The organism is Arthrobacter sp. Soil736 (assembly GCF_001428005.1).
Taxonomy (GTDB): domain Bacteria; phylum Actinomycetota; class Actinomycetes; order Actinomycetales; family Micrococcaceae; genus Arthrobacter.
This window is the reverse complement of the sequence record NZ_LMSB01000045.1, coordinates 82,077-107,713: the sequence shown is the minus strand read 5'-3', so window position 1 is coordinate 107,713 and position 25,637 is coordinate 82,077. Positions and strand designations below refer to the sequence as shown.

The 25,637-nt window shown below is 66.0% G+C and carries 19 protein-coding genes; 8 read left to right on the top strand and 11 right to left on the bottom strand.

What is annotated here, in order from left to right; all coding sequences use genetic code 11:
• Positions 1–4: 4 nt before the first annotated feature.
• Genes ASG92_RS21645 through ASG92_RS21635 form a run of 3 tightly spaced genes read right to left on the bottom strand, consistent with a single transcriptional unit; the run spans position 5 to position 6,900 of the window.
• Positions 5–4,858 (bottom strand): NAD-glutamate dehydrogenase, encoded by a 4,854-nt coding sequence (locus ASG92_RS21645; RefSeq protein ID WP_056633220.1) that lies wholly within the window; start codon positions 4,856–4,858, stop codon positions 5–7.
• 57 nt (positions 4,859–4,915) lie between these two features.
• Positions 4,916–6,259 carry a chromosome partitioning protein gene (locus ASG92_RS21640; protein ID WP_056633216.1) on the bottom strand — a complete coding sequence of 448 codons (1,344 nt, stop codon included), beginning with the start codon at positions 6,257–6,259 and terminating at the stop codon, positions 4,916–4,918.
• The gene (locus ASG92_RS21635; RefSeq protein ID WP_056633213.1) at positions 6,256–6,900 is read right to left on the bottom strand and encodes an SAF domain-containing protein; all 645 of its coding nucleotides are present in this window, start codon (positions 6,898–6,900) and stop codon (positions 6,256–6,258) included. The genes ASG92_RS21640 and ASG92_RS21635 overlap by 4 nt, the downstream gene beginning before the upstream one ends.
• Positions 6,901–7,054: 154 nt before the next feature.
• Between ASG92_RS21635 and ASG92_RS21630 the strand changes: the two genes are divergently transcribed.
• Positions 7,055–7,270 carry a helix-turn-helix domain-containing protein gene (locus ASG92_RS21630; protein WP_056633210.1) on the top strand — a complete coding sequence of 72 codons (216 nt, stop codon included), beginning with the start codon at positions 7,055–7,057 and terminating at the stop codon, positions 7,268–7,270.
• Positions 7,271–7,283: 13 nt separating this feature from the next.
• Here the strand turns inward: ASG92_RS21630 and ASG92_RS21625 are convergent, their stop codons facing one another.
• Positions 7,284–7,847 (bottom strand): hypothetical protein, encoded by a 564-nt coding sequence (locus ASG92_RS21625; RefSeq protein WP_056633805.1) that lies wholly within the window; start codon positions 7,845–7,847, stop codon positions 7,284–7,286.
• A 149-nt stretch (positions 7,848–7,996) separates the two neighbouring features.
• Here ASG92_RS21625 and ASG92_RS21620 point away from each other — a divergent pair, with 149 nt between their 5' ends.
• Both ASG92_RS21620 and ASG92_RS21615 read left to right on the top strand, forming a co-directional pair.
• Positions 7,997–8,800 carry a LysM domain-containing protein gene (locus ASG92_RS21620; protein ID WP_056633207.1) on the top strand — a complete coding sequence of 268 codons (804 nt, stop codon included), beginning with the start codon at positions 7,997–7,999 and terminating at the stop codon, positions 8,798–8,800.
• Positions 8,801–8,869: 69 nt separating this feature from the next.
• The gene (locus ASG92_RS21615) at positions 8,870–9,298 is read left to right on the top strand and encodes an Rv3235 family protein (RefSeq protein ID WP_240987248.1); all 429 of its coding nucleotides are present in this window, start codon (positions 8,870–8,872) and stop codon (positions 9,296–9,298) included.
• Positions 9,299–9,372: 74 nt separating this feature from the next.
• Here ASG92_RS21615 and secA read toward each other — a convergent pair whose 3' ends face one another.
• The 7 genes from secA to mtrA form a co-directional block, all read right to left on the bottom strand.
• Entirely contained in the window at positions 9,373–12,105 is a 2,733-nt protein-coding gene (gene secA / locus ASG92_RS21610; RefSeq protein WP_056633205.1) for a preprotein translocase subunit SecA, read from the bottom strand.
• Between the two features lie 84 nt (positions 12,106–12,189).
• Positions 12,190–13,416: a crosslink repair DNA glycosylase YcaQ family protein gene (locus ASG92_RS21605; RefSeq protein ID WP_056633201.1), complete on the bottom strand. Its 1,227-nt coding sequence runs from the start codon at positions 13,414–13,416 to the stop codon at positions 12,190–12,192.
• A 29-nt stretch (positions 13,417–13,445) separates the two neighbouring features.
• On the bottom strand, positions 13,446–14,171 hold the full coding sequence (raiA, locus tag ASG92_RS21600; protein ID WP_056633198.1) for a ribosome-associated translation inhibitor RaiA: 726 nt from the start codon (positions 14,169–14,171) through the stop codon (positions 13,446–13,448).
• A 204-nt stretch (positions 14,172–14,375) separates the two neighbouring features.
• The gene (locus tag ASG92_RS21595) at positions 14,376–15,242 is read right to left on the bottom strand and encodes a phosphoribosyltransferase family protein (protein ID WP_056633194.1); all 867 of its coding nucleotides are present in this window, start codon (positions 15,240–15,242) and stop codon (positions 14,376–14,378) included.
• 73 nt (positions 15,243–15,315) lie between these two features.
• Entirely contained in the window at positions 15,316–17,034 is a 1,719-nt protein-coding gene (locus tag ASG92_RS21590; RefSeq protein ID WP_056633189.1) for an LpqB family beta-propeller domain-containing protein, read from the bottom strand.
• Positions 17,031–18,929 carry an MtrAB system histidine kinase MtrB gene (mtrB, locus tag ASG92_RS21585; protein ID WP_240987264.1) on the bottom strand — a complete coding sequence of 633 codons (1,899 nt, stop codon included), beginning with the start codon at positions 18,927–18,929 and terminating at the stop codon, positions 17,031–17,033. The genes ASG92_RS21590 and mtrB overlap by 4 nt, the downstream gene beginning before the upstream one ends.
• A 118-nt stretch (positions 18,930–19,047) precedes the next feature.
• The gene (mtrA, locus tag ASG92_RS21580; RefSeq protein ID WP_056633186.1) at positions 19,048–19,722 is read right to left on the bottom strand and encodes an MtrAB system response regulator MtrA; all 675 of its coding nucleotides are present in this window, start codon (positions 19,720–19,722) and stop codon (positions 19,048–19,050) included.
• Positions 19,723–20,326: 604 nt separating this feature from the next.
• Here mtrA and ASG92_RS21575 point away from each other — a divergent pair.
• Genes ASG92_RS21575 through ASG92_RS21555 form a run of 5 tightly spaced genes read left to right on the top strand, consistent with a single transcriptional unit; the run spans position 20,327 to position 25,622 of the window.
• Entirely contained in the window at positions 20,327–21,364 is a 1,038-nt protein-coding gene (locus tag ASG92_RS21575) for a hypothetical protein (protein ID WP_157372376.1), read from the top strand.
• Complete coding sequence (locus ASG92_RS21570; protein ID WP_056633183.1) at positions 21,361–22,071, top strand: DUF4129 domain-containing protein; 711 nt, start codon at positions 21,361–21,363, stop codon at positions 22,069–22,071. Before ASG92_RS21575 ends, ASG92_RS21570 begins: the two co-directional genes overlap by 4 nt.
• A complete protein-coding gene (locus ASG92_RS21565; RefSeq protein WP_240987247.1) occupies positions 22,068–23,291 on the top strand; it encodes a DUF4350 domain-containing protein in 1,224 nt (407 codons plus the stop codon). The genes ASG92_RS21570 and ASG92_RS21565 overlap by 4 nt, the downstream gene beginning before the upstream one ends.
• Positions 23,288–24,325: a MoxR family ATPase gene (locus ASG92_RS21560; RefSeq protein WP_240987246.1), complete on the top strand. Its 1,038-nt coding sequence runs from the start codon at positions 23,288–23,290 to the stop codon at positions 24,323–24,325. The genes ASG92_RS21565 and ASG92_RS21560 overlap by 4 nt, the downstream gene beginning before the upstream one ends.
• 4 nt (positions 24,326–24,329) lie before the next feature.
• Positions 24,330–25,622, top strand: coding sequence for a DUF58 domain-containing protein (locus ASG92_RS21555; protein ID WP_056633179.1), 1,293 nt, complete (start codon positions 24,330–24,332; stop codon positions 25,620–25,622).
• Positions 25,623–25,637 lie beyond the last annotated feature (15 nt).

Genomic DNA, 25,637 nt, shown 5'->3' with positions numbered 1-25,637 from the left:
ATGCCTAGCGTCGGACGATTGACCTCAAGAGCCTCAATGCTACCGACAGCGACGCCATATCGTCCGCTTCGAGGGCATTGACCTCGTCGAACATGCTCTTCGCCCGTCCCAGTTGCTCCGCGTTCAGTGCCTCCCACGCCTTGAGCCGATCCTCGGCCGGCAAGCTCGCGTCAGTGGACTCAAGCACCGCCGTCGTCATGTCCGACACAGTCGAGTACAGGTCGTCCCGCAACGCGGCGCGCGCAAGCGCCTGCCACCGGTCCGCCCGCGGCAGGGAACTGATCCTTTCGAGCAGGGAGTCGGCATGGAAGCGGTTAAACACCGTGTAGTACACGTGGGCGATGTCTTCCGCCGACTCCTTGCGGGAGTGGGCGATCTTCGCAATGTCCAGGAGGACAAAGCTCTCAAAGAGTTCGGCCCAGCGGTGGGCAAGGTCTTCAGGAAGCCCCCAAGCCCGTGCCTTTTCAAGCCATGCGGCCACCCGGTCGCGGTCGTCGCCGCGCACATAGTCCAGGAGCCGGGCACGCATCGGATCCATGAGCGGCTTGAACTCGTCGACGATGTCGGCGATGGGGCGGGAGGCGGTTTCCTGGCCCAGAACCCAGCGGACGGCCCGGTCCAGGAGCCTCCGGATGTCGAGGTGGACCGTGCTCCAGTGTTCGGTGGGGAATGACGCCGGAAGGTCATTGAGTTCGGACACCATGATGTCCAGCTCGTAAACCTCGCGGAGGGCAACGAAGGCCTTGGCCACCGCGACTTCACTCGCCGACGTTTCCTCCATGGTACGGAACGCGAAGGTGATGCCGCCCATGTTGATCATGTCGTTGGCGACGACCGTGGCAATGATTTCGCGGCGCAGCGGATGCGTGTCCAGTTCGGCGTCGAACCGTTCCCGGAGCTGCTTCGGGAAGTACTGCCGAAGCGTCCGCCGGAACCAGGGGTCGTCGGCGAGATCGCTGTCGCGGAGCGCCGTAGCCAGCTCGATCTTGGCATAGGCTGCGAGCACGGACAGCTCAGGAGAAGTAAGCCCCTGCCCCTGTTCGAGCCGCTCGCGGAGGGCGACGGTCGAAGGCAGGGCTTCAAGGTCGCGGTTGAGGTCCGCCGTCTTTTCCAGCCAGTCCATCAGCCGTTCGTAGCTCGGGCTCCATTCCGCCACCTTCTGACGGTCGTTGAGCAGCAGGATGTTCTGATCGATGTTGTCTTCCAGGACGAGACGCGCCACTTCGTCGGTCATCGACGAAAGGAACCCGGCACGTTCGCCGGCGTCGAGCTTGCCTGCGGCGACCATCCGGTCCACGAAGATCTTGATGTTGACCTCGTGGTCCGAGCAGTCGACACCTGCAGAGTTGTCAATGGCATCCGTGTTCAGGATGACGCCCTGCAGCGCCGCCTCGATACGCCCCCGCTGGGTCATGCCAAGGTTTCCGCCTTCGCCCACCACCTTGACGCGAAGGTCGCGTCCGTCAACCCGGATGGCGTCGTTGGCCTTGTCGCCGACCATGGCGTGGGTCTCGGTGCTGGCCTTGACGTAGGTGCCGATGCCACCGTTGTAGAGCAGGTCGGCCGGCGCAAGCAGGATGGCCCGCAGAAGTTCAGGCGGGCTGAGCTGGGTGGTGTCCTCGGGAAGGCCGAGGGCGGTGCGGACCTGCGGGGAAACCGGAATGGACTTGGCCTGGCGCGGGTAGACACCGCCTCCTTCGCTGATCAGCCCCTTGTCGTAGTCATCCCACGACGACCGCGGCAGCTCGAAGAGCCGTTGCCGTTCGGCGAAGGAACTGGCCTCGTCGGGGTTCGGATCCAGGAAAACATGCCGGTGGTCGAAGGCGGCCAGCAGCCGGATGTGCCTGGAGAGGAGCATCCCGTTTCCAAAGACGTCACCGGACATGTCGCCCACCCCGACCACAGTGAACGGCTCGGACTGGGTATCCAGGTCCAGCTCGCTGAAGTGGCGCTTGACCGACTCCCAGGCGCCCCGGGCGGTGATGCCCATCGCCTTGTGGTCATACCCCACCGATCCGCCGGAGGCGAAGGCATCGCCCAGCCAGAAGCCGTATTCTGCTGCGAGCCCGTTCGCAATGTCGGAGAACGTGGCCGTGCCCTTGTCCGCCGCGACGACCAGGTACGAGTCGTCGTCGTCGTGCCGGACGACGTCCCCGGGCGGCACTAGCCGTTCACCGTCGGCGCTCGTGACCAGGTTGTCGGTGAGATCCAGCAATCCGCGGATGAACGTCTTGTAGCTTTCGATGCCCTCGGCCATCCACGCGGCCCTGTCCGCTGCGGGATCGGGCAGCCGCTTGGCGAAGAAGCCTCCCTTGGCGCCCGTCGGAACGATGACCGCGTTCTTGACCGTCTGGGCCTTGACCAGCCCCAGGATTTCCGTCCGGAAGTCCTCCCGCCGGTCGGACCAGCGGAGGCCGCCGCGCGCCACCTTGCCGAAGCGCAGGTGCACGCCTTCGACCCGCGTCGAGTAGACCCAGATTTCAAACTTGGGCCGGGGAAAGGGCAGGCCCTCGATATTGGCAGGGTCCAGTTTGAAGCTCACATACGGCTTGTCCTGGTAGAAGTTCGTGCGGAGCGTCGATTCGATCAGGTTCGTGAACGTCCGGAGGACACGGTCCGCATCCAGCGTCGCCACCGCTTCGATGGACGACGACAGCTCAGCGCGGACTTTTTCCTGCCGTTCAGTCCGCTCCAGGTCCGTCAGCGCCGGATCGAATCGTGCCTCGAACAGAGCGCTGAGCCCGCGGGTGACCTCGGGGTTGGATAGCAGCGTGTCTGCCATGAATTCAAAGGAGTTGGTGTTGCCCATCTGCCTCATGTATTTGGCGTAGGCCCGCAGGACAACAATCTGCCGCCACATCATGCCTTCACGCAGCACGAGCCGGTCGAAGCTGTCGGATTCAACGGCTCCCGAAACGGCCGCGCCGAACGAATCCGCCAGCAGTTGCCCGGTGGACACCGGCTCTACGCCGGCCGGGTACTTCAGTCCCAGGTCATACAGGAAGAAGTCTCTGCGGTCAGCGGTCTCGATCTCGAAGGGCCGCTCATCCAGCACTTCGAGACCCAGGTTGTGAAAGTAAGGAAGGATCTGGCTCAGGCTCTTGGGCTCCAGCATGTAGAGCTTGACCCGGGCGTCCTCTTCGAGTGTTGCGCCCGCGCCCTCGGGCAGATAGACGTGGACGCCGGGGCGTTCCTGGGTCGCCCCGGTCATCCGCTCGGCTGCGGCCCCGTACTTTTCAAACCGGGTGATGTCTTCGAGCGCGTCCTCAACCTCGTAGTCCACCCGGTAACTGGCAGGGAAGGCCTCCGCCCAGAGGGCGGCAAGCTCCTTGGTCCCGTCATCAGCGCGCCGGTCACGCAGCACCTCGCTGATTCCTTCGCCCCAGGAGCGCGCGGCCCGGACCAGCCGCTTCTCGAGGGCATCAGCGTTGACATGGCTGACATCGGCACCCTTGGGCAGCCGGATCCGGAAGAAGAGGCGGGCGAGCGCCGATTCCGTCATCCGCGCCTCATAGTCAATGGACTCAGCATGGAAGGTCTCGCGAAGTTCCTGCTCAATCCGGAGCCGGACATTCGTTGTGTACCGGTCACGCGGCAGGTACACGACGGCGGACATGAACCTTCCGTAAATGTCCGGACGCAGGAAGAGCCGTGTCCGACGGCGTTCCTGCAGCCTCTGGATTCCGGTGGCCGTTGCGGCGAGGTCGGGAATCTCGATCTGGAAGAGTTCGTCGCGGGGGTAGGTCTCCAGGATGCCCAGCAGGTCCTTCCCGGAATGCGAATCGGGCGGAAAACCCGCACCGCGGAGAACGGCGTCGACTTTTTCGCGGACTATGGGGATGTTCTTGACGGAGTCCGTGTAGGCGCTCGTGGCAAAGAGCCCGATGAATCTCTGTTCGCCGTTCACGTTGCCAGCGGCGTCAAAACTCTTCACGCCGACGTAGTCGAGGTAGGCGGGCCGGTGCACGGTCGAGCGCGAATTTGCCTTCGTGATGACCAGGGCGCGCTTCTCCCGTGCCTTCCGCCGGCCCGCATCAGTGAGGTGCTGGATGTGGCGGGTGTCGTCGTGCGCGCGCAAGAGCCCGAGGCCGCTGCTCTCCCGGAGTTCCAGAACGTCTTCGCCAGCCTCGTTGACGAGGTCATACTCCCGGTAGCCCAGGAAAGTGAAGTTGCCTTCGTCAAGCCACCGCAGCAGGTCCTGGGCCTGCCGGATCTCAGCGATTTGTGAGGCATGGGCCACTTTGTCCAGGCCCTGTGCAATCTGCAGTGCCTTGTTGCGCATCTTCGGCCAGTCTTCCACCGCTGCGCGGACGTCGCCGAGGACACGTTCCAGGCCGTCCCTCAGCTGCGTCTTTGCTTCATCGCTCGCGCGGCCGATTTCCACGGCAATCCAGGACTCCATGTGGGAGGCGTTGTCGCCTTGTGCAATCAGGTGCGACAGGCTGGGCAGCGCTGCCGTATCGCCACTGGAGAATCCGATGTTCGACGGCACGCGGTTCACCTTGACCAGCTCATTGCTTTGGCGGTTGCGCGTGACCACAAACATCGGGTGGAGTACGAGGTGAATGGCCGAATTCTGCCGGACCAGCTCGGCGTTGACGGAGTCCACGAGGAACGGCATGTCATCAGTGACGATGTACACCACGCTTTGATCGGTTTCATCGACGATGGAGATGTTTGCTTTTCCGGGCTGGCGTATGGCTCCAACCTGCCGGTGCATGTCAGCCCGGACGGTCAGAAGCTCACGGGGATACGCGCGGGCGTCCTCCTCCGCGAGGTGCTCATAGTAGTCCGCAAAGAAGCCCTCTTCGGCTCCCAAGGAACGGGACTGATCCTCCACGCTGGACCCAGACGACATCTACAAACGCCTCCATCACAAGTTCACGGCCGCACCGTTGCAGCCCTCAACGTGAGCCTAACCCCTTAGCTTTCGCTTTGCTGTGGAAGAGAACACAGAGGATCCGCGTTTTTGCTGGGCAGGTGCACAAACCAATTTGGCGATGGCGGCGCGCAGGCGCGAATCCGGTGCCGCTTCAAGCAGCAGCGACCCCGAAAGCAGCGCGGCGTCGCTGGCGCCCGGGTCCGACGGAAGGAAGGCCTTGATGCCGGTTCCCGGCCCGAACCGGTCCCAAGCCTCACGGAGTTGCCGTTCCGGCGAGCGGCCGACCGCAGTGGCACGCACCTTGTTCATCACGACCGCCGGGGCTACGCCCGGAACTGCGGTTTCGAGCTCCGCCAGTCCCCTCACCAGCCGGGGCACGCCGATGGGATCGGCGGCTCCGACGGCGAAAACGGTATCGGCCATTTCCAGGCTTCGGAGCGTGGCGGCATTCCGCCGCGGCGCCATCGTGTCAAAGCTCAGTTCCTCGTCGGCTTCAAGACAGAAGCCGGTGTCCACGACAACGACGTCGGCCACTTCCCTGGCCCGCTCCAGGACAAGCGCCAACGCGGCGGCACGGAGCTCGGTCCAACGGTCCGCCCGCGTAATGCCGGTCAGGACGCGGAAACTTCCCGCCGTGGCGGCAACGGGAAGGGCAACGCGCAGCAGCGTCTCGCGGTCAAGCAGGCCCTGGTCCGCCAACCGGCATGCCTGGGCCAGGCCCGCTGCCTCGTCCAGCAATCCCAGAACCGCGGCCACGCTGGCCCCGTAGCTGTCGGCGTCGATAAGGAGAACGGATTTTCCCGCTGCAGCAAGCTCGCCCGCGATATTCACCGCCACGAGGGTCCGCCCCGGCGAGCCCGCGGGTCCCCACACGGCCACGATCTTGCCGGTGCCGGCCACCGCGGGAACAGGGTCGGCGTCGTCGGTCTCGGGCCGCAAGGCCGCACCGGTCTCTGCAAATCCATGCTCACGCTGCTTCACGCCGGCGAGCCCGACGCCGGTGAGCCCGCTGCCCGTGAGTCGGTTGCCCGTGAGCTGGGAAACCGCATCGGAAATTCGCTCGGCCAACGCCGCGGAGTCGACCGTGGAAACCGCCGAAGTGACGCCGATGCCGCGGAGCCTGGAGGCTTCCTCGGTGCTGTCGGTCAAGGCGACGATGGCGACGCCCACGGCGCCTAGCCTGTCCACGAGGGAAGCGGTCAGGTCCTCAGTCCCCTCGGCCACGACGGCCGCCCGGGCCAGTCCGCTCTGGCAGGCCGCGAGCAGCTCCGCCAACTCCGTGCACCGCCGGACCACGGTGACGGGCCCATGGAGCCTCTCCAGTCCCCCGACCAGATCCTCCTGGGCCTGCCCGACGGTCACGACCGGGATACTCACTTGGCGCCGCCCCCGGGATTCCACACGACGGAGATCTTGGCCTCGTTGGCCTGCGCCCCGAGGATAGCCGGCATCTGTCCGTCTCCCACCAGGACCATGAGGACCGTGGACTTTGAGGACCCCAGCGCAGTTGAACCTGATGTGACCTGGGCGATTTCAGCACCCGGCAGCAGCAGCCGCGGCTCGGCAAATCCGTTTCGCGCGTCGGGTAACGAAACCCAGACGTCGACGCGTGTGCCGGCCACCGCCTGCTCAGGCAGCGCCTCCTGAACAGTGATGGCTACGGGCTTACGGTCCAAGGCATCCACGCTGCCCAGGCTTTCCCGGGGCAGTAGCTGGTCCTTCCCGATCCGCTGCACGGCGACCATGCCTTCAGGCATCCCTGACTCCGCCGTAATGTAGTGCTGTTCCACGTCCCCCAGCCGGACTTTGACCCGGCTCACGTTGTCCGGCGTGAGCTTCTGTCCCACGGCAATCGCCTCACGGGCGGCCAGTACCTCGGTGGTCTGATCCGCGCTGCCGACGAGCGAGATGACTCCGACGACCGAGGCAAGAACCAGCAGCACGCCGACCAGGAGCCGCGGGTCCTTCCAGGAGGGCTTCTTGAGGCGGGCTCCCATGGCCGTGGCACTGACACTCATGCGTACTGCTCCCCCTTGACGCGCCGGGCGCCCAGTTCGCGCCGGTCATGATCATTGTTACGGCATCCTTAGCCAAACCGGAAGTCACAGGGGCAAACATCATCAAACTGTGGATAACGGCATCATCAAGTGCCTACGGTGGCAGAATGGGACTATGCCCCGTTTCCTCACCCTTGCAGATGTAGCCGAGCAACTTCAGATCAACGCGCCCGCGGCCTACGCACTTGTCCGCAGCGGCGAGCTGAAGGCAATCCAGGTCGGCGGCCGCGGTCAGTGGCGCGTAGAAGAGAAAATGCTCGAGCAGTACATTGAAGAGCGCTACGCCGAGGCCAGCCGCATGATCGAAGAGGCCAAGTCCAAGTCGGTCTGAATCTCCGGGCCGGCTAGAGCTCGCCGCCCCGTATCGATCGCAGTGCGCCCAGCGCCCGGAACGGGACCGTAGCGACGTCCGTGACACCTGATGCCCGGCGCGCCTCGCCCTCATGGGTCATGGCGAGGTCAAAAAAGTCCCGCCCGACCCTGTCAATTACGCCCGTGATGCGCACGTCTCCCGCCGCCATCACGACGGTCAGTCCCGCCCTGTCCCGCGCCAGGATCCGCAGCGCGCTTGCCAGGCCCACCTTCCGGCGCACCACTGACGATTCGCCGACAGCGAACCTCCCGATGCCCACGTAGTGCCCCACGGCCGCGTAGGGAATAAGCACCTGGTGCCCGGGTTCGTCTATGACCAGGGTTTCCGCACCCGCGTGGCTCAACATGCCGGCAAAAACCGTGCCTGACGCAAGGTGGACGCCGATTCGCCGGCCCAGCGATCCCCGGAGCCGCTCGGCCAGCTCGACGGAAGCCAACTCCGCACGTGATCGTTCGGCCACCTCGGCTTCCCGGTTCAGGACCTCGGCCTCGGCTATCTGGGCCTCAAGGTCCTCGAAGAGAGCATTCCATCGCATGGCGTCAGCGTAGGCGGGCCTGCCGGGAGGGTCAATCAACAATGCCCCCTGCATCCGTAGACAACCAGCATAAAGGTGATGCAAACTGTGGTTATTAGCATCAAACGTAGTCAAACTGCATCAAAATAGATTAAACGAGGGGGACGGCAATGACCGAGGCGCTACATTCAACCAGACCGATCAGGTCCGATGCAGCCCTGGCGCTGGTCATTCTGGGACTCGGGCTCTTCCTGGCGTTTACGGGCGGAAGCCTGCTGGAGCAATGGCAGCGTTCCGCCTCCCATAGGCAGTCCCTCGGGTTCGAGGATCTCCTCGGCCTGGTGGCCAGCGCTGCTGGCCTGGCGGTCGTGTCGTGGTGGGTGCTGTCCCTGGTCACGGCCATGGCAGCTGCTTTGTTGGAGCGCGCGGGTCAGACGCGTGCGGCCGAGGTCACCGGAGGGTTCAGCCCGGTGTTCATGCGCAGGCTGGCCCTCGCCGCCCTGGGCATGCAACTGATAGGGGCACCTCTCGCCCATGCGGACTCAGCACCCGGTGTGCCGTTGTCATCAAACAGCCGGGCCGCAGTGTCGGCCGCCTGGGCACCGACAGCCGGCCCGGCAGCGGCCAGCCGGACCCGGCCGGGCGCAGGGCCCGATGTCGTCGGCCGCCCGGCCCCCGGGGCACCAGATCTCCAGCCGCAGTGGAAGCCGCGCGCGCCGGTCACGGAACCGCGGCTGGTAGCCGCCGTGCCGGTCAGGTCTGCCCGCAATCTCCCGGACACAGCAGGCGCGGAAGTGGCCGTGCGGGCCGGTGATTCCCTCTGGACCATCGCTGCCCGGGCGCTGGGCCCCGCAGCTAGCGACGTCGAAATCGCCGTGCAATGGCCGCGCTGGTACGACGCCAACCGGAACGTCATCGGCGCGGACCCAAACGTCCTCCTCCCCGGCCAGGTCCTCAAGCCGCCTGTCCTGTGAACCGCGGGTGGGTGATCCGTCCGCGCAACTACCGTCCCGCAATGCCACTGCAACCAAAAGGACCGAATCATGACTGCATTAACTCCCGTCCGGAGCGCGGGCACCGCAACGCCCCAGGTCACCCCGTACATCCGGGCTGCGGGGACGGAGGAAAAGCGTGAAATCTGCGCCATTACGAGAGCCACAGTCCAGGCCGCAATTGAAGTCCTTGCCGGCACGCGGCCAATCCATCAGCTGGCGCGCCGGCTGGACCAGCGTTGCCTGACGGCCCTTCAGCACCGCGCCTCGCTGATCCGCCACGAGTCAGCCAGGGCACCCCGCAAGCTGGGGCGCCTGCACCGGAACCCCACGGTCAGGTCCGTTCGGGCATGTGAGGTGACACCGGACATCTACGAAGCCAGCGCCGTGGTGACGGACGAACTTCGGACCCGCGCTGTTGCCGTCCGGTTGGAACGCAGCAAGCAGGTCTGGCGTGTGACCGCCCTGGAAATCGGGTGAGCCGGTCCACACGCCGTGAGGGACCGGAGCAACTGCTCCGGTCCCTCACTTTGCACTTTCAGCCGCTCTAAGTCCTAGCGCTTCTTCTTCTTGGCCTCACGGCGTTCCTGCGATGCGGCCTTGGCCGGATTTCCCGAGCGCCCGGCGGACCTGCCTTCAATGCGCGTCTGGGCCCCGCCGTCTTCACCCGGCGCCGTGTACTGCAGCTGCGCCGGCTTCTCGGGAGCTTGCAGCCCGGCAGCGCGGATCTGCGGCTCATGGTGTTCGGTGTGGCCGCCCGCGGCATCGGCAATAACCACGTCCTCCGCAGGGGTGACTTCAACCTCAAGGTTGAACAGGAAGCCGACGCTTTCCTCACGGATGGCTTCCATCATGCCCTGGAACATCGTGAAGCCTTCGCGCTGGTACTCGACCAGCGGATCGCGCTGGGCCATGGCGCGCAGGCCGATGCCCTCCTTCAGGTAGTCCATCTCATAGAGGTGCTCCTGCCATTTCCGGCCGATGACGGAGAGGACCACGCGCCGCTCAAGCTCGCGCATGCTTTCCGAACCGATGACTTCCTCGCGGGCCTGGTACATGAGCCGCGCGTCAGACAGGATTTCTTCCTTCAGGAATTCAACCGTGATGCGCGACTTTCCGCCGGCCTCATCGATCACGTCGTGCGCGGTGATGCTGACGGGGTAGAGCGTCTTGAGGTTCGTCCAGAGCTGGTCGAAGTCCCAGTCGTCGCCGTTGCCCTCGGCTGTGGCGGCGTCGATCAGGGCAATGATGGTGTCTTCAACGAAGTACTGGACCTTCTCGTGGAGGTCGTCGCCTTCAAGGATCCGCCGGCGGTCGCCATAAATCGCCTCGCGCTGGCGGTTGAGGACGTCGTCGTACTTCAGGACGTTCTTGCGCTGCTCGGCGTTCCTGCCCTCGACCTGGCCCTGGGCCGACGCGATGGCGCGGGAGACGAGTTTGGATTCAAGCGCCACATCGTCAGGCACGGAGCTGTTCATCAGGCGCTCGGCTGCCCCGGAGTTGAACAGCCGCATGAGGTCGTCGGTGAGCGAGAGGTAGAAGCGGGACTCGCCCGGGTCTCCCTGGCGTCCGGAACGGCCGCGCAGCTGGTTGTCGATCCGGCGCGATTCGTGGCGCTCGGTGCCCAGGACGTAGAGGCCGCCGAGATCCAGCACCTCTTCGTGCTCGTCCTTGACGGCCTGCTTGGCAGCCGCGAGAGCGGCAGGCCACGCGGCCTCGTACTCCTCGGAGTTCTCCTCCGGGTCAAGCCCGCGCTGGGCCAGCTCGGCGATGGCCGTGAACTCGGCGTTGCCGCCGAGCATGATGTCAGTACCGCGGCCGGCCATGTTGGTGGCGACGGTCACGGCTCCCTTGCGGCCCGCCTGGGCCACGATGGCGGCTTCACGGGCGTGGTTCTTGGCGTTGAGAACCTCGTGGCGGATGCCTTCCTTGGCGAGCAGCCGGGAAAGGTATTCGCTCTTCTCGACGCTCGTGGTGCCCACCAGAACGGGCTGGCCCTTTTCATGACGCTCCGCGATGTCCCGGACGACGGCGTCGAATTTGACGGCTTCGTTCTTGTAGACGAGGTCAGACTGGTCGAGCCGCTGCATGTCCCGGTTGGTCGGGATGGCGACGACGCCCAGCTTGTACGTGCTCATGAATTCCGCGGCTTCTGTTTCCGCGGTGCCGGTCATGCCGGAGAGTTTGCCGTACATGCGGAAGTAGTTCTGCAGCGTCACCGTGGCGAGGGTCTGGTTCTCGGCCTTGATTTCGACGCCCTCTTTGGCTTCGATCGCCTGGTGCATGCCCTCGTTGTAGCGGCGGCCGGCGAGAATGCGCCCGGTGTGTTCGTCGACAATGAGGACTTCGCCGTCGAGGATGACGTAGTCCTTGTCCCGCTTGAACAGCTCCTTGGCCTTGATGGCGTTGTTGAGGAAGCCGATCAGCGGCGTGTTGGCGGATTCGTAGAGGTTCTGGATGCCCAGGTAGTCCTCGACCTTTTCGATCCCGCTTTCCAGGACGCCGACAGTGCGCTTCTTTTCGTCGACTTCGTAGTCGCGGTCCGTCTGCAGGCGGAGCACGACCTTCGCGAACTCGCTGTACCAGCGGTTGGTGTCACCCTGCGCGGGGCCGGAGATGATCAGCGGTGTCCTGGCCTCGTCGATCAGGATGGAGTCGACTTCATCGACGATCGCAAAGTGGTGTCCGCGCTGGACGAGTTCGGAACTGTCCCAGGCCATGTTGTCGCGCAGGTAGTCGAAGCCGAATTCGTTGTTGGTGCCGTACGTGATGTCGGCAGCGTACTGCTCGCGGCGGACCGACGGGTCCTGGTTGGAAAGGATGCAGCCGCTGCTGAGACCGAGGAAGCGGTAGACGCGGCCCATCAGCTCCGACTGGTATTCGGCGAGGTAGTCGTTCACGGTGACAACGTGCACACCGTTGCCTGCCAGGGCATTGAGATAGGCCGGAGCGGTGGCCACAAGCGTCTTGCCTTCACCGGTTTTCATCTCCGCGATGTTGCCAAGGTGAAGGGCCGCACCGCCCATGAGCTGAACGTCGAAGTGGCGCATGCCCAGGGTGCGGGAGGACGCTTCCCGGACAGCGGCAAAGGCCTCGGGGAGGAGATCGTCGAGCGTTTCACCGTCCTGGTGGCGGGTCCGGAGCCGGTCCGTTTCTTCACGCAGTTCAGCATCGGTGAAAGTTTTGAATGAGTCTTCAAGGGCGTTAATGGAATCGGCATAGTTCCGCAGTTGCCTCAGGGTTTTCTTGTCACCCGTGCGGAGAAGTTTTTCGATTAGTGATGCCACGTGAAGTTGCTCCCAGTCTCATGCTGCCGAATTCTGGCGTGTTCAGTCTACGGGAGAGACGCTCAGCACGTTGCGCCTGTTCCCTCAGAGCGGATACAGCGACCCCGCCTCCTTGACGGCCGCCGCGACACCGGCGGACAGGTCCCCCACCGGGGACACAATCACCTCATCCAGCCCGAGCCAGTCGGCCATCAGCCGCAGTTCCGCGGCCAGTTCGACGGCGGTGTCCCCCGGCGCGTGCGGCTCGGCAAAGCACGCCTTGGCCAGGAGTGCGCCGCTGGCCCGGTCGGCCTTGAGGTCCACCCTCGCCACGAGGCGGTCCCGGAGCAGGAAGGGAAGGACGTAGTAGCCGAAGCGGCGCTTTGGCTCAGGAGTGTAGATCTCGATCCGATAGTGGAAGCCGAAGAGCTCTTCAAGCCTGCGCCGCTCGAAGACCAAGGAGTCAAAGGGGCTGAGCAGGGCCCTGCCCGAAGCCGTGCGCGGCAGCCGTGCATCTGCATGGCGGTACAGCTTCCTGTCCCAGCCTTTCACCGTGACGGGAACCAGCCGTCCGCTGTCCACGAGGTGCTCAACCGAGAGGGCTGCGGCCTTGAGCGGCGTCCGGAAATAGTCAGCGAAACACCGCACCGTACCGATCCCGTGCGCCTGTGCCGCGGCGTCGATAAGCCTGTCCATCGACGCGGCGGGATCCGGCATGGCGTCCAGCGCGTGCCCGGGCAGGACATTGCGCGTCAGTGCATACCTGCGTTCGAACTGCTCCGTCCGCGACGCAGAAGACACGACGCCCTCTTCAAAGAGGTGTTCCAGAACCCGCTTGACCGCATTCCAGTTCCAGCCCCAGTTGACGTGCTTGCGGTCCTCCACATGCCCGATCCTGGCGGTGAGTTCAGCTGCCGTCATTGGCTTGCCGTCGGCCAGCACCTCAAGGATGCGGCCGGTCACGCCGGAGCGCAGCCCCGGATCCATGGCTGACGCCCCCACCCACGTGCGGTTCTGCCACGCCACGAGATCCAGGAAATGCTCCGGCCGGATGAAACTGGCTTCATGCGCCCAGTACTCCATCATGCGCCGGGGATGTTTGCCGGCCATCTGCTGGAGGATGGCCCGGTCATAGCTGCCGAGCCTGGAAAAGAACGGCAGGAAATGGCTTCTTGCCAAAACATTGACGGAGTCGATCTGGACCAGCTGGATCCGGGCAAAAGTCCGGCCCACCGTCCGTGAAGTCACGGGGCCGGCGGGCCGTCCTTTGTCCAATCCCTGGGCTGCCAGGGCGATCCGCCGGGCCTGTGAAAGGCTCAGCGATGCGCCCATGTCAACCCTTTCGTTGTTTGGGCACCATCTTATGCAGTCGCGGCCGCGTCGTCCGAGCGGTACGCGTGGATCTTCTCTTCATGCGTGTTCTCGCCGGGCTCGCAGTAATGGTCCAGGGTGATAACACCGTACGTCCAGCCCCGGCGGCGGTACACGACGGAAGGAGCATTCGTGGCCTTGTCCACGAACAGGTAAAAGTCGTGCCCGATAAGTTCCATGTTGTCCACGGCGTCGTCGAGGGTAAGGGAGGCGGCCGGGAACACCTTGCGGCGGATCAGTACCGGCGAATCGCCGGCAGGAATGTCGTTGTCCACGTCGTACGGCGACTTCTCGGCCGGCTTCGGAGCAGGCTCGGCTCGGTGGCTCGCTTCGACGTAGATCGGTTCATTGGAGCTCGCGGGCTCCAAGGTTGCTGTTGCCTCGCGCACCGCCTTGGGCGTGTGCCGCCCGTGGTGGACCTTCTTGCGGTCCTTGGCCCGGCGCAGCCGCTCAAGCAGCTTGTTATAGGCGAGGTCGAATGCGGCGAACTTGTCTGCGGCGCTTGCTTCGGCACGGATCACGGGGCCTCGGCCCAGGACTGTCACTTCGACTGTGAGCTGGTCACCGGTCTGGCGCGCATTCGTTTCCTTCGAAACCTTCGCGTCCACCCTCTGGACCTTGTCCCCAAGCGATTCGATCTTCGAGATCTTCTCGCCGGCGTATTCGCGGAATCGGTCCGAGACCGTCAGATTTCGTCCGCTGATCATGAACTCCATGGTGCCCTCCAAATGACTTCGGTGACACGACGGCGGCACTTCCCGGGGACGATCTGAATGACAGTCGAGCCCCTTTCCGAGCCGCTATCGAAAGGTACAACTGATCTTGGTACCCATACCCGACGTTAGTTCATAGCAACGAGTTATTCATCCTTTCGCTGTTTATTTTTTTGTATGTCTCCGGTAGGCCCCGCATGCCAAGTCCTACGCCGGTGAGGGCTGCGCGTCGGGGGCGCGGGTAGCCGCCAGGACCACGGCACCGCGGACAATTCCCCCTGCCTGATGGACCGCCCGGGCAGCTTCGGCGAGGGTCGCTCCGGTGGTCAGGACGTCGTCGACGATGATGCACGGCCGGCCCCGCAGCCCGCCCCCGGAGGTCCTCCGGACTGCCCGCATGGAGCCGCGGACCCTGCGGCCCCTGTCCCCTCGGCCCAGTCCCTTCTGTCCGCCCGCCAGGGCTTCCGGCACTCCGGTGATCCTGACTTTCCGCAAGGCGTCCTCGCAACTGATGCCGTTAAGGCTGCTGCTGCGGAGGGCTTTGGCCAGCAGTAAATGGACAGGGCTGAATCCCCTCTTCCGGAACGCGCTGTTGCTGCTGGGCACCGGCACCACCACTATCCCGCGATCCCCGGCAGCAGCGGCGGCGATCGCGCGTCCCAGGGCGTTCGAAAGAACAGTCCGGAGCTGCCGCTGTCCGTGGCGCTTGAAGGCCAGGACCGACTGCGCCAGCTCCTCCCGGTAGATGCCGGCAGCCACCACCGGAAGGATGATCGATCCGTCCGTATCCATGAGTGCAGGCGCGGCGGACTCTGCCCGGAACGGATGCCGGGTCAGGAGACGGAGCCGGCGCTCACAGCCGGCGCAGATAGCCAGGTCCTCCCTGCCGCAGCAGACGCACTCGGTGGGCAGCGCCAGGGCCAGAACCTCCGCCGCTGCCCCCGCAAGCAGGTCCGCGGCCTTCAGGATCCCTTGCCGGTGTTCGCCGCGGTGCCTCGCGGACCACGCCGGCTGAGGCAGCAGGTCGGGATCTGTTGGCGCCCTGCCAGGCTCTCCCGCTCGTTGCTCTCCCACGCGCCAAGCCTGCCGGGCCGGATGGTCCGCCAAAAGGGCCCGACTGCTCTATGTGGAAACTCCCCGGAAACGGTCAGCCGGGGAATGAAGGGTCCGTGGGCCCTTTCAGCTGCGGGGACCAGCCATTTCCCAGCCTTTGGAAAATGCCGTCGGCGGACTGCCCGAAGATCTCCTCGGGTCCGTTGCCGGCGCTGAGAGCCACCAGCCCCGGCCACGGGGCAAGCTTCTGCGGCTGGGCTGAGGTGAGGGACAGCAGTTCCGGCGTCACGTCCGCGGACGCCGCGCCTTTCATCACCACAACCGTCGTGTCGTTGACCCACACGCCCTGATCCGGGCTGCCGCTTGCCTGCAGGGTGATTGGCGTTGTCAGCTCCTTCGGCGTTCCGTCAGCACTGCGGATGATGCCAGTCACCTGGACACGCGTCTGGCCGTTCTGTTCGGAAATGACCAGCGCCCGGACCCCCTCGCGGGAGACTCGGAAATCCTTCACGGAGCGGCCCGCCAGCCAGGACGGCGTCAGCGTCACGGACGGCACTGTGGCGCCTGCCGCTATTCCGGTGGGACGGAAGGCTGTCAGCTCGGTGACCCCCTGCGCACCCGGCCCGGCAGACCACACCCAGTCGTGCAGGCTGAAGGACGGGTGGGTCAGCGTGGTGCGGGTTGTCAGGGCACGCGCGGGCTGCCCGGGGACCATGGAATACAGGGTGGTGCGGCTGCCGTTCAGGAACGCAACGGACTGGGAGACCGGCGACTCGGCAGGCGAACGGGGCTTCAGCCCCGCAACCGGCTGCATGTCGGGCAGCGGCGAAATTCTGTTGTTTTCGTACCGCACGAGTTCGTTGTTGCTGACCGCGATCTGGCGTGCCGGGGCGTTTCTGTTCTGGACAGGGGGCAACACCGAGCCGTTGTCCTCAACGCGCACAAGGTCCTGGTTGGCCCTGAGCTCGACGTTGATAACGTCAGGCTGGCTGCGGAACGTCAGGGCCAGCTGGGTCTGCATCCGGAGCCTGTCCTCGGTGGAAGCCTCGGTCAGTTCCTTGGCCGACAGGTCCACCTGGGCCGCTCCCGAAACCACCGGCACGGACTCGCGGGCCAGCTTCATTCCGGAGGGGAAGGCGCTGACGACGGCGCCCTTCAGATACGGCGCAGGCCCGCCGAGCAGGGCACTCGTCATCGACTTCACGGTTTTCTTCTTGATGAACCAGCGCACATCGGGAACGGCATACGTGAAACTCGGATCGTAGAAATAGATCGGATAGGCGCCGTAGATGACCCGGAAGGTTTCCTCGGGGATGGCAGTGCCGTCAGGAATTTTCGAGATCCGCCACTCGCCGTCGACCTGCACCAGGGTGACGGGGATGCTTTCCTTGGTGCCTTCCGGCATCTGGGTGGCCACGCCGTCGGCATCCACGGAGTACGCGACGTCCAGTTCGTAGTTGAAGACACCTTCGACGCCGGTTTTCACCACTTGCTCCGAACGGAAGACGAGCGTCCGCTGGTCGGGTTTCCAGGCAACCGCAGACGCCTGGGTGAGGTACTGCCGCGCCACCGCGTAGTCATCCTCGTACCCGCTGCCGGCGCTGTAGAAGTCCTCGATCACCGCCTCGGGGCTTGATCCGGTCAGGGGTGCCCGCGGGAAGAAAACGGGCGCATTCGGATTTCCGGCGCCTTCCTCGCGGCTCTTGCCGACGGGTCCGGACCTGGGGATCTGGGCGCAGGATGCCAGGAACAGCAGCACGACGGCGAGAACGCACGCCACTATGCCGCGGAGGTTCGGCCTCCGGCCGGTCATGACCGCTTCCCCGTTCCGGCCGCTCCCGAAGTCCCGGTTCCACCCGGCACGTGTGTTCCACCGGGCACCCGGGCTCCTCCATGTACGCGGGCTTCGTCGGCCTCCGTAGTGGCATCGACTTCTTCGCCGGCGTCCGCTACCCCGGCGGCCGCGCTGCCCAGAACGAGGACGGAGTGATCGCCGTGGCCGGGCAGGCCTACATCCGCGGGCTCCAGCTGAAGGGGCGACTTCGTGATCGTGCCGCCCTGTTTCAGGGGAAGCGTCAGCCGGAAATTGGAGCCGACGCCCGAGTTGCCCCAGGCCTGCAGCCAGCCGTTGTGGAGCTTGGTGTCCTCCGTGGCGATGGAGAGCCCCAGCCCGCTGCCGCCCGTGGTTCGTGCCCGGGCAGGGTCGGCGCGCCAGAAGCGGTCGAAGACCCGGGCAGCCTCCGCGGGGCTCATGCCGATTCCGTGGTCCCTGACGGTGACGGCAACCGCGGTCTCGTTGGAGGCCACGGAGATGTTGACGGGCTGCCCTTCTCCGTGCTCCAGGGCGTTCAGGACCAGGTTCCGCAGGATCCGGTCAATGCGGCGGGCGTCCATTTCCACCACCACACTGCCCTCCGGGGCGTTGAGTGTCATGCCCGAGCCGTACTCCTCTGCAACGGGCGCGGCTCCTTCCATGACGTGGGAGACGAGCTGGACGATGTCCGTGGCCTCGGCGTCCAGCATCGCGACGCCGGCGTCGAACCGGGAGATTTCGAGCAGGTCCGCCAGCAGCGACTGGAATCGCTCCACCTGGTTGTAGAGCAGCTCCGCCGACCTCTTGTTAATAGGGTCAAAATCGTGGCGGGCATCAAAAAGCACCTCAGCCGCCATCCTCACCGTGGTGAGCGGAGTCCGCAGCTCGTGGGATACGTCCGAGACGAATCGCTGCTGCATCTGGGAGAGCGTTGCCAGCTGCGTGATCTGTTCCTGAAGGCTGGCGGCCATGTGGTTGAAGGACGCGCCCAGGCGTGCCACTTCGTCTTCTCCCTTGACCACCATGCGCTCCTGCAGCTGGCCCGCCGCGAGCTTCTCGGACACGACCGCGGCGTGGCTCACGGGGCTGACAACGTTCCGGGTGACGTACCAGGCGATGCCGCCGATCATCAGGATCAGCGCTGCGCCGCCCGCCCAGAGCACGTTCTGGATCTCGTTCAGCGTTTGTTGTGCCGTGTTGAGGTCGTAGATCAGGTAGAGCTCATAGACGGTGCCGTTGAACGTGACCTTGTTTCCGACGGCGATGCCCGGACGGTCTTCGGTCCCCACCGGGAACTCCGTGGAGGCCCAGAACTGCTCTTTGCCCGATTTCTGCACGGCGGCCCGGAGTTCGGGCGGGATGACGCTGATGGTCAGCTGGTCGGACGCCCGGGACTCGACCCAGCGGTTGCGGGGCTTGGTCTGTTCCGGCATCGCCTCGAACACGTAGCGGCGCTGGATGACGGAGCCCCTGCCTTCGACGGCATTCAAGGTGTCATAGACAAGGGTGATCACGCTGGACTGGTCGGTGACCTGCGCGCCGTCGAACGTGTCCTGCACCTGCTTGACGTTGTAGCGGGTTTCGGACTCCGCCTGGGTCAGCCGCTCCTGGAAAAGGTTGTTGGCAATCTGGTTGGACAGGTAGGCGCCCACGATGGCAAAGGAGCTGATGGACAGCAACAGGGTGGTCAGGACCGTCCGGAACTGCAACGACCGGCGCCACCTTCGCTGCACGGAATGCAGGAGGTAGCGGATTCCCGGGAAGAACCGGTCCAGGCCGGTCCGCACCAGGCGGCCGACCCGCACGGCGACGATGAGCGCACGCCGCCGCCAGATCCGGACCTGCGCCGGCAACCTGGCGAGGCGGGCACCAAAGGCGTCGGTGTGCTCCGGCACGGGGTGGGTAGCGGGTTTGCGCGAAGTGTCAGGGGTCTTGGCCGCCGTTACAGGGTTCGGCGAGTGGGCTCCGGGAGCGGAGTCCACCGGGGCATCAGAGGGATTGGGCCCCTGTGGTTCAGGAACCTGCTTTATAGCCGACACCACGAACCGTCAATACTACTTCCGGAGCTTCCGGATCACGTTCAATTTTTGACCGCAGCCGCTGGACATGGACATTGACCAGCCGGGTATCCGCCGCATGCCGGTAACCCCAGACCTGCTCCAGCAGCAGCTCACGGGTGAACACCTGCCAGGGCTTGCGCGCCAGCGCAACCAGAAGATCGAACTCCAGGGGCGTCAGGGAAATCCGTTCGTCCCCGCGGCTCACCAGGTGGCCGGCGACGTCGATTGTGATGTCCGCGATGCGCAGCGTCTCCGGCGCTTTCTGGTCACCCGGGCGGAGGCGTGCCCGCACGCGGGCGACCAGCTCCGCCGGCTTGAAGGGTTTGGGCACGTAGTCGTCGGCGCCGGATTCCAGGCCGCGGACCACGTCCGACGTGTCGGATTTGGCCGTCAGCATGACGATGGGAACATCCGACTCAGAACGGATCTGCCGGCACACTTCGATGCCGTCGGTACCCGGGAGCATGAGATCCAGCAGCACGAGATCCGGTTTCGACGAGCGGAAGATTTCCAGGGCCTGCCCGCCGTCGGCGCAAAAAACAGGCTCGAAGCCGTCATTGCGCAGGACGATGCCGATCATCTCTGCGAGTGCCTCGTCATCGTCAACTACCAGAATGCGTGCCTTCATAGCTATATATTCCCTTATTGCTGTTGCTTTGTCTTATTGGCCGCATCCTCGGCATGGCGTCAACACCCTGCTCCCGTGCGCGCAACGCCGGGCTTCGACGGGGAAGACATTGCCCCCTGAGGGCCGGAAGTAGCTGGTAGCGCCGCCGCCAGGCCGTGAAATCTCCCGGAGGCTAGGATGCCCGACGGCGGAACTATAGTCTGGAGTGGCCCGGCCGTTTCCGGTGCGAACCTTGGGGAGGAACAGGTTGTCACAGCAGGACCCGAATAGCCCGCCGCCGGAGCACCTGCCGCCGGAGTCAGGACGCCAGCCGTGGGGCCCTGCTTCCCCCCACAACCAGGACGGACGGCCGCAGCAGCCCTGGGCCGCACCACCCCCATGGGGAAACCCCCAACCCGGGAACCAACCCGGAAACCAGCAGCCCTGGGGCACACCACCCCCATGGGGCAACCCCCAACCCGGAAACCAGCCCCCTTGGGGCCCACAACCCCCATGGGGAAACCCCCAGCCCGGGAACCACCCCGGAAACCAGCCCCCTTGGGGCGCACCACACGGCCGTTCCGCCGGCTACCCTGCCTATGCCGCACCGCCGAAGCCCGGCGTAGTGCCGCTCCGGCCGCTGATGTTCGGCGAGATCCTGGACGGATCGTTCCAAACCATCAGGCGAAACCCCAAAGCCATGCTCGGTGCGGGCCTCCTTGCCCAGGCCCTGGGCGCGGTCGCCGCCGGTGTCCTGACGGCAGCGGGGGCAACCTCCGAGGCGTCGATAGGCGCCTGGCTGCAGACCCAAAGCAATTCCGAGCTGGCCGGCTTCGGTTTGGCGGTGGCTGGCGCCATCGCGGTTTTCTCTGTCCTGACCGTGTTCATTTCCGCCGTTCTCCAAGGTGCCATGGTGGTTCCCGTGGCCAGGTCCATCCTGAACCGGCGCACGGGCTTCCGGCAGATGTGGCTGCTGGCGCGCGGACGCGCCTGGGCGCTGGTGCGGATGGCCGCCATCGCGGCTGCGGCCGGTCTCTTGGCCATGGCGCTGTTCGCGGGGATCGCCATCCTGCTGGTCGGCACGGCAGGCGTGCTGTCCTTCGCAATCTTGTTTCCATTGGGGCTCGCGTTCCTTGCGGCCTTCATGTGGGTAGCCGTGAAGCTGACCGTCGCCCCGGCGGCCATCATCATTGAAGAGCTCGGCGCGCTGGACGGGATCCGGCGCTCCTGGAGCATCACCCGCGGGAACTGGTGGCGCATCTTCGGCATCATCCTGGTTGTATCCCTCCTCGTGGGTGTCATCGCCCGGATAGTCCTCATCCCTGTCAGCGTCCTTTCCGGGCTGTTCACCGGGGTGGTGGCCCCGCACGACGCCGCGGGCCAGGCCGCGGCCATCGGAGTCGTGGTCGCCGTGGCCTCTGCTCTTGTTTCGGCCCTGGCCGGTGCCGTGGGATTCGCCTTCCAGACGTCAGTCATGGCCCTGCTGTACATGGACTTGCGCATGCGCAAGGACGGCCTGGATATCGCGCTGCTCCGGCTGCTGGAAACCGGGGCGGACGACGGCGGGGTCCCTGGCCGCGGAGTCCCTGTTTACGGCGCCGGTTCCGCTGGGCCCGCGGCGGGCTGGCCCCCGCCGTCGGGCGCTCCTCCGATGCGCGGATGAACGCCCGGCAGGCGCTTTTCGCCGCCGATTGGCCCGGCTCCGCGTTGATCCTGCTGGCCGCCGAACCTCCTGTGCAGCCCGACCGGGACGAGGCGCGGCGCTGGGCCGTGGAGGAGTTGTCCAAACGGGAGTATAGGGATGCCGAACCGGACTGGCTTGCCGAACTCTGGCGGCAATTCCTGGACTGGCTGCAGTCATTAGGCGACGGTCAGGCAACGGCCGAGGGCACTCCAACGGCCCCTCTCATCGGCATAGGCATCGCTGTCCTGCTGGGCGTGGCCATCATCCTGGCCCGGCCGCGGCTCAACACCCGTCGCCGGGCGCCGAAAGAAGTATTCGACGCCGACGACGGGGTCACCGCCGCAGCGTACCGCCGCCAAGCGGCAGCCGCAGCGGCCCGCGGCGACTGGCCGGCCGCCGTCGTCGATCAGTTTCGCGCCCTGGTGCGCTCCGCCGAAGACCGGGCGGTCCTCGAGCCCCAGCCGGGCCGCACAGCGGACGAAGCTGCCGAACAGCTCTCACGCGTGTTCCGGCCGGCGGCCGGGAGGCTGGCAGAAGCGGCACGCGTGTTTGACTCCGTGCGCTACGGAAGCAGCAGCGCCGAGGCAGCCGACCACGCCGCCATGGCCGACCTGGACTCGACCCTTGACTCCCTCACGCCGACTTATGCGGACAGCGCTTCCGCCGGGCTCGCGGTGCCGAAGTGACAGCCCCGCAGCTGGTCCACCCACCTGGCGGCAGCGAATCCGTCAGCGGCGGGCCCGTCCCCGGCGTGGATGCGCGGAGGTTTCCCCGCTGGATCCGGCGGCACCGGGCGCGGTTCGTCTTTAGCCTGGCCATGGTCGCCGCCCTCGCCGTGATCCTCACCATGCAACTGTCACCGCGGGCCGATTCCACCGAGCTGTCCATCCGAAACCCTGCACCGAACGGCGCCAAGGCCGCGGCTGAAATTCTGGGCCGCCATGGCGTAACTGTCGAGCAGTCCGAGTCCTTCGAGCAAACACTGGCGTCAATTGCTGCTACCCGCCGGGAGGGCAGCGGATCCACCGTCCTGCTCTATGATCAGCGCGGTTTCCTGCAGCCTGAACGGCTCCCCCAATTGCTGGCAGCCACCGACCGCCTGGTGGTCGTCTCGCCGCGCCTCGCCACCCTGTCCGGTCTGGGTGCCACCGTCCGACAGGCCGGTGTGGTTCCGGAGCCGGCAACCACGCTGGAGCCGGGGTGTTCCGTTGCCGATGCCGAGGCGGCGGGGGCAGTCAGCGCCGACCAGGGCTTCCTCTACACCGGCGGCAGTGTCTGCTACGGGGTTGCCGGCAACGTGCGCGGGCTCTACTCCTCGGCGGAGAACGGAAAGCTGGTGGTCCTCGGCAGCACGGCGATAATCAACAACCGCCTGCTGGACGAAAACGGCAACGCGGCCCTGACCCTGCGGACCTTGGGCAGCCAAAGTCACCTCGTCTGGTACCTGCCGGGCGTGGCGGACCTTGGCACCGCGGCGTCCCCCAAAACCCTGGACGACCTCGCCCCGGACTGGGCGGCCGTCCTGGGCCCGTGGCTCACCTTCGTGGCGCTGCTGGCGGTCTTTTGGCGGGGAAGGCGCCTCGGGCCGCTGGTCTTCGAGCCCCTGCCGGTTACCGTCAAGGCCGCCGAAACGGCCGAGGGCAGGGCCCGCCTGTACCACGATGCGCACGCCGTGGACCGGGCGGCGGACAATCTCCGGGCAGGGACCCTGGTCCGCCTTGCCGGATCCCTTCGGCTTGGGGCTGGCGTGGAATCCGCTGACGTGGCGTCGGCCGCGGCCAGGCACTTGGACCGCGACCCTGCCGACACATATCGCATCCTGCACCGCCGCCCGCAAACGGAAGCCCAGCTCGTGAGTTGGGCCCAGGAGCTTGCGGTACTAGAGAAAGAGGTAACCACTACATGAGCGACCAACCAACCGGCGATGTTCCCGGGAACTACGGCGATGCCCCGGTGACCACCTTGACCGGACCGTCCGCTTACCGGGCGCCCGACCCGGTCCGCCAGGCACTCCTCGATGTGCGGCACGAGGTGGCCAAGGCCGTCGTCGGGCAGGAATCCACAGTCACCGGCATGCTGATCGCCCTCTTGTCACGCGGCCACGTGTTGCTCGAAGGGGTCCCGGGCGTGGCGAAGACGCTGCTGGTCCGCGCGCTGTCCGCGGCCCTGAGCCTCGACACCAAGCGCGTGCAATTCACGCCGGACCTCATGCCGGGCGACGTCACCGGGTCCCTCGTCTACGACGCGGCCAATTCCGACTTCAGTTTCCGTGAGGGGCCGGTTTTCACCAACATGCTCCTGGCAGACGAGATCAACAGGACCCCGCCGAAGACCCAGGCCTCGCTCCTGGAGGCCATGGAGGAGCGCCAGGTCTCCGTGGACGGTGTGTCGCGGCTGCTTCCCGTGCCCTTCATCGTTGCGGCCACGCAGAACCCGGTGGAGTACGAAGGCACCTATCCCCTGCCGGAAGCGCAGCTGGACCGGTTCCTCCTCAAGCTGACCATGCCCCTGCCGGACCGTTCCGCCGAAATCGAGGTCATCCGCCGGCATGCCGCCGGCTTCGACCCCCGTGACCTGGCCGCCGCGGGCATCCGTCCGGTGGCGGGCGCGGACGAGCTGGAGCGGGCCCGCCGCGCTGTGGCGGCCGTGACTGTGGCGCCCGAAGTCATGGGCTACATCGTGGACCTTGTCCGCGCTACCCGTTCAGCCCCCTCGTTCCAGCTGGGCGTATCGCCCCGCGGAGCCACTGCCCTGATGAACGCATCACGGGCCTGGGCCTGGCTGTCCGGCCGCGATTTCGTCACCCCGGATGACGTCAAGGCGCTCGCCCTTCCGTGCCTGCGGCACCGCGTGGTGCTCCGGCCCGAGGCACTCATGGACGGCGTCCAGGCCGACGATGTCCTGGGAAGCATCCTGACGTCCGTACCTGTCCCCCGCTGAGCCGATGGCAATTTCGGGGAGGTTGGTGCTCCTGGCCCTGGCCGGACTGTGTCCTGTGCTCTTTTTCCCCGGGTGGGAAGCTGCGCTGGCGGTGGTCCTTGTGCTTGCCGCGCTGGTCCTGCTGGACCTGGGCCTGGCCGCATCACTGGCGCACGTTGCCGTCGAGCGGTCCGCGCCCGGCAACGTCACCTTGGCCGGCACCGCCGAGTCGGTGCTCACGGTTCACAACACCGGGAAACGGGCGCTGAGGGGAGTGGTTCGGGACGCCTGGCAACCGTCCGCCGGGGCGGTGAACCCGGTCCAGGAATCAGAGGTCCCGCCGGGCGAAAGACGGCGTCTGACCGTCCGGCTGCGGCCCGTCAGGAGGGGCGATCTCACCGCGCCGCACGTCACCCTTCGATCCTTCGGCCCGCTCCGCCTGGCCGCACGCCAAAAAACCGTGCAGTGCCCGGGATCGGTCCGCGTGCTGCCGCCGTTCAACTCGCGCCGCCACCTCCCCTCGAAGTTGCGGAAGCTCCGGGAACTGGACGGCAAAGCCGCCGTCCAGATCCGCGGCGCCGGCACCGAGTTCGATTCCCTCCGCGACTACGTCCGCGGCGACGATGTCCGCTCCATCGACTGGCGCGCCACGGCGAGGCGGTCCGCCGTCGTGGTCCGCACGTGGCGGCCGGAACGTGACCGGCGGGTGGTGATCATGCTGGACACGTCGCGGACCGCTGCCGCGCGCATCAACGACGAACCGCGCCTGGACACGGGAATCGAGGCGGCACTGCTGCTGGCCGTCCTCGCCGAACGGGGCGGGGACCGGGTGGACTTCTTCGCCTTCGACCGCCGGACCCGTGCCAGGGCAGGAACGGCTGCCGGCGGAAACCTGCTGGGTCAGCTCGTGCAGGCCATGGCGCCCCTCGAAGCGGAACTGATCGAGCTTGACTGGGCACAGATTCCCGGGCAGGTCCGGGCCGTTTCCGCGCACCGCTCACTCGTGGTGCTGCTGACGTCGCTCGACGGCGGCGCTCCGGAGGAGGGGCTCATTCCGATGGCCGCGCGGCTGGCTCAGCAGCACGTAGTCGTGGTGGCCTCAGTCCGCGATCCGATGCTGGGCGAAATGCTGCGGGAACGGACGACGGCGGCACAAGTGTTCCGCGCGGCGGCTGCGGAACGCGCCCTGCTGGAGCGGGCGGCGGTGAGCCTGCAGCTCCGCCACCTGGGCGTGGAGGTTGTGGACGCGGAGCCCCATCAGCTGCCCCCTGCGCTGGCTGACACCTACATCCGGCTCAAGGCGGCGGGCCGGCTGTGAGCGGCAGCTAGGATT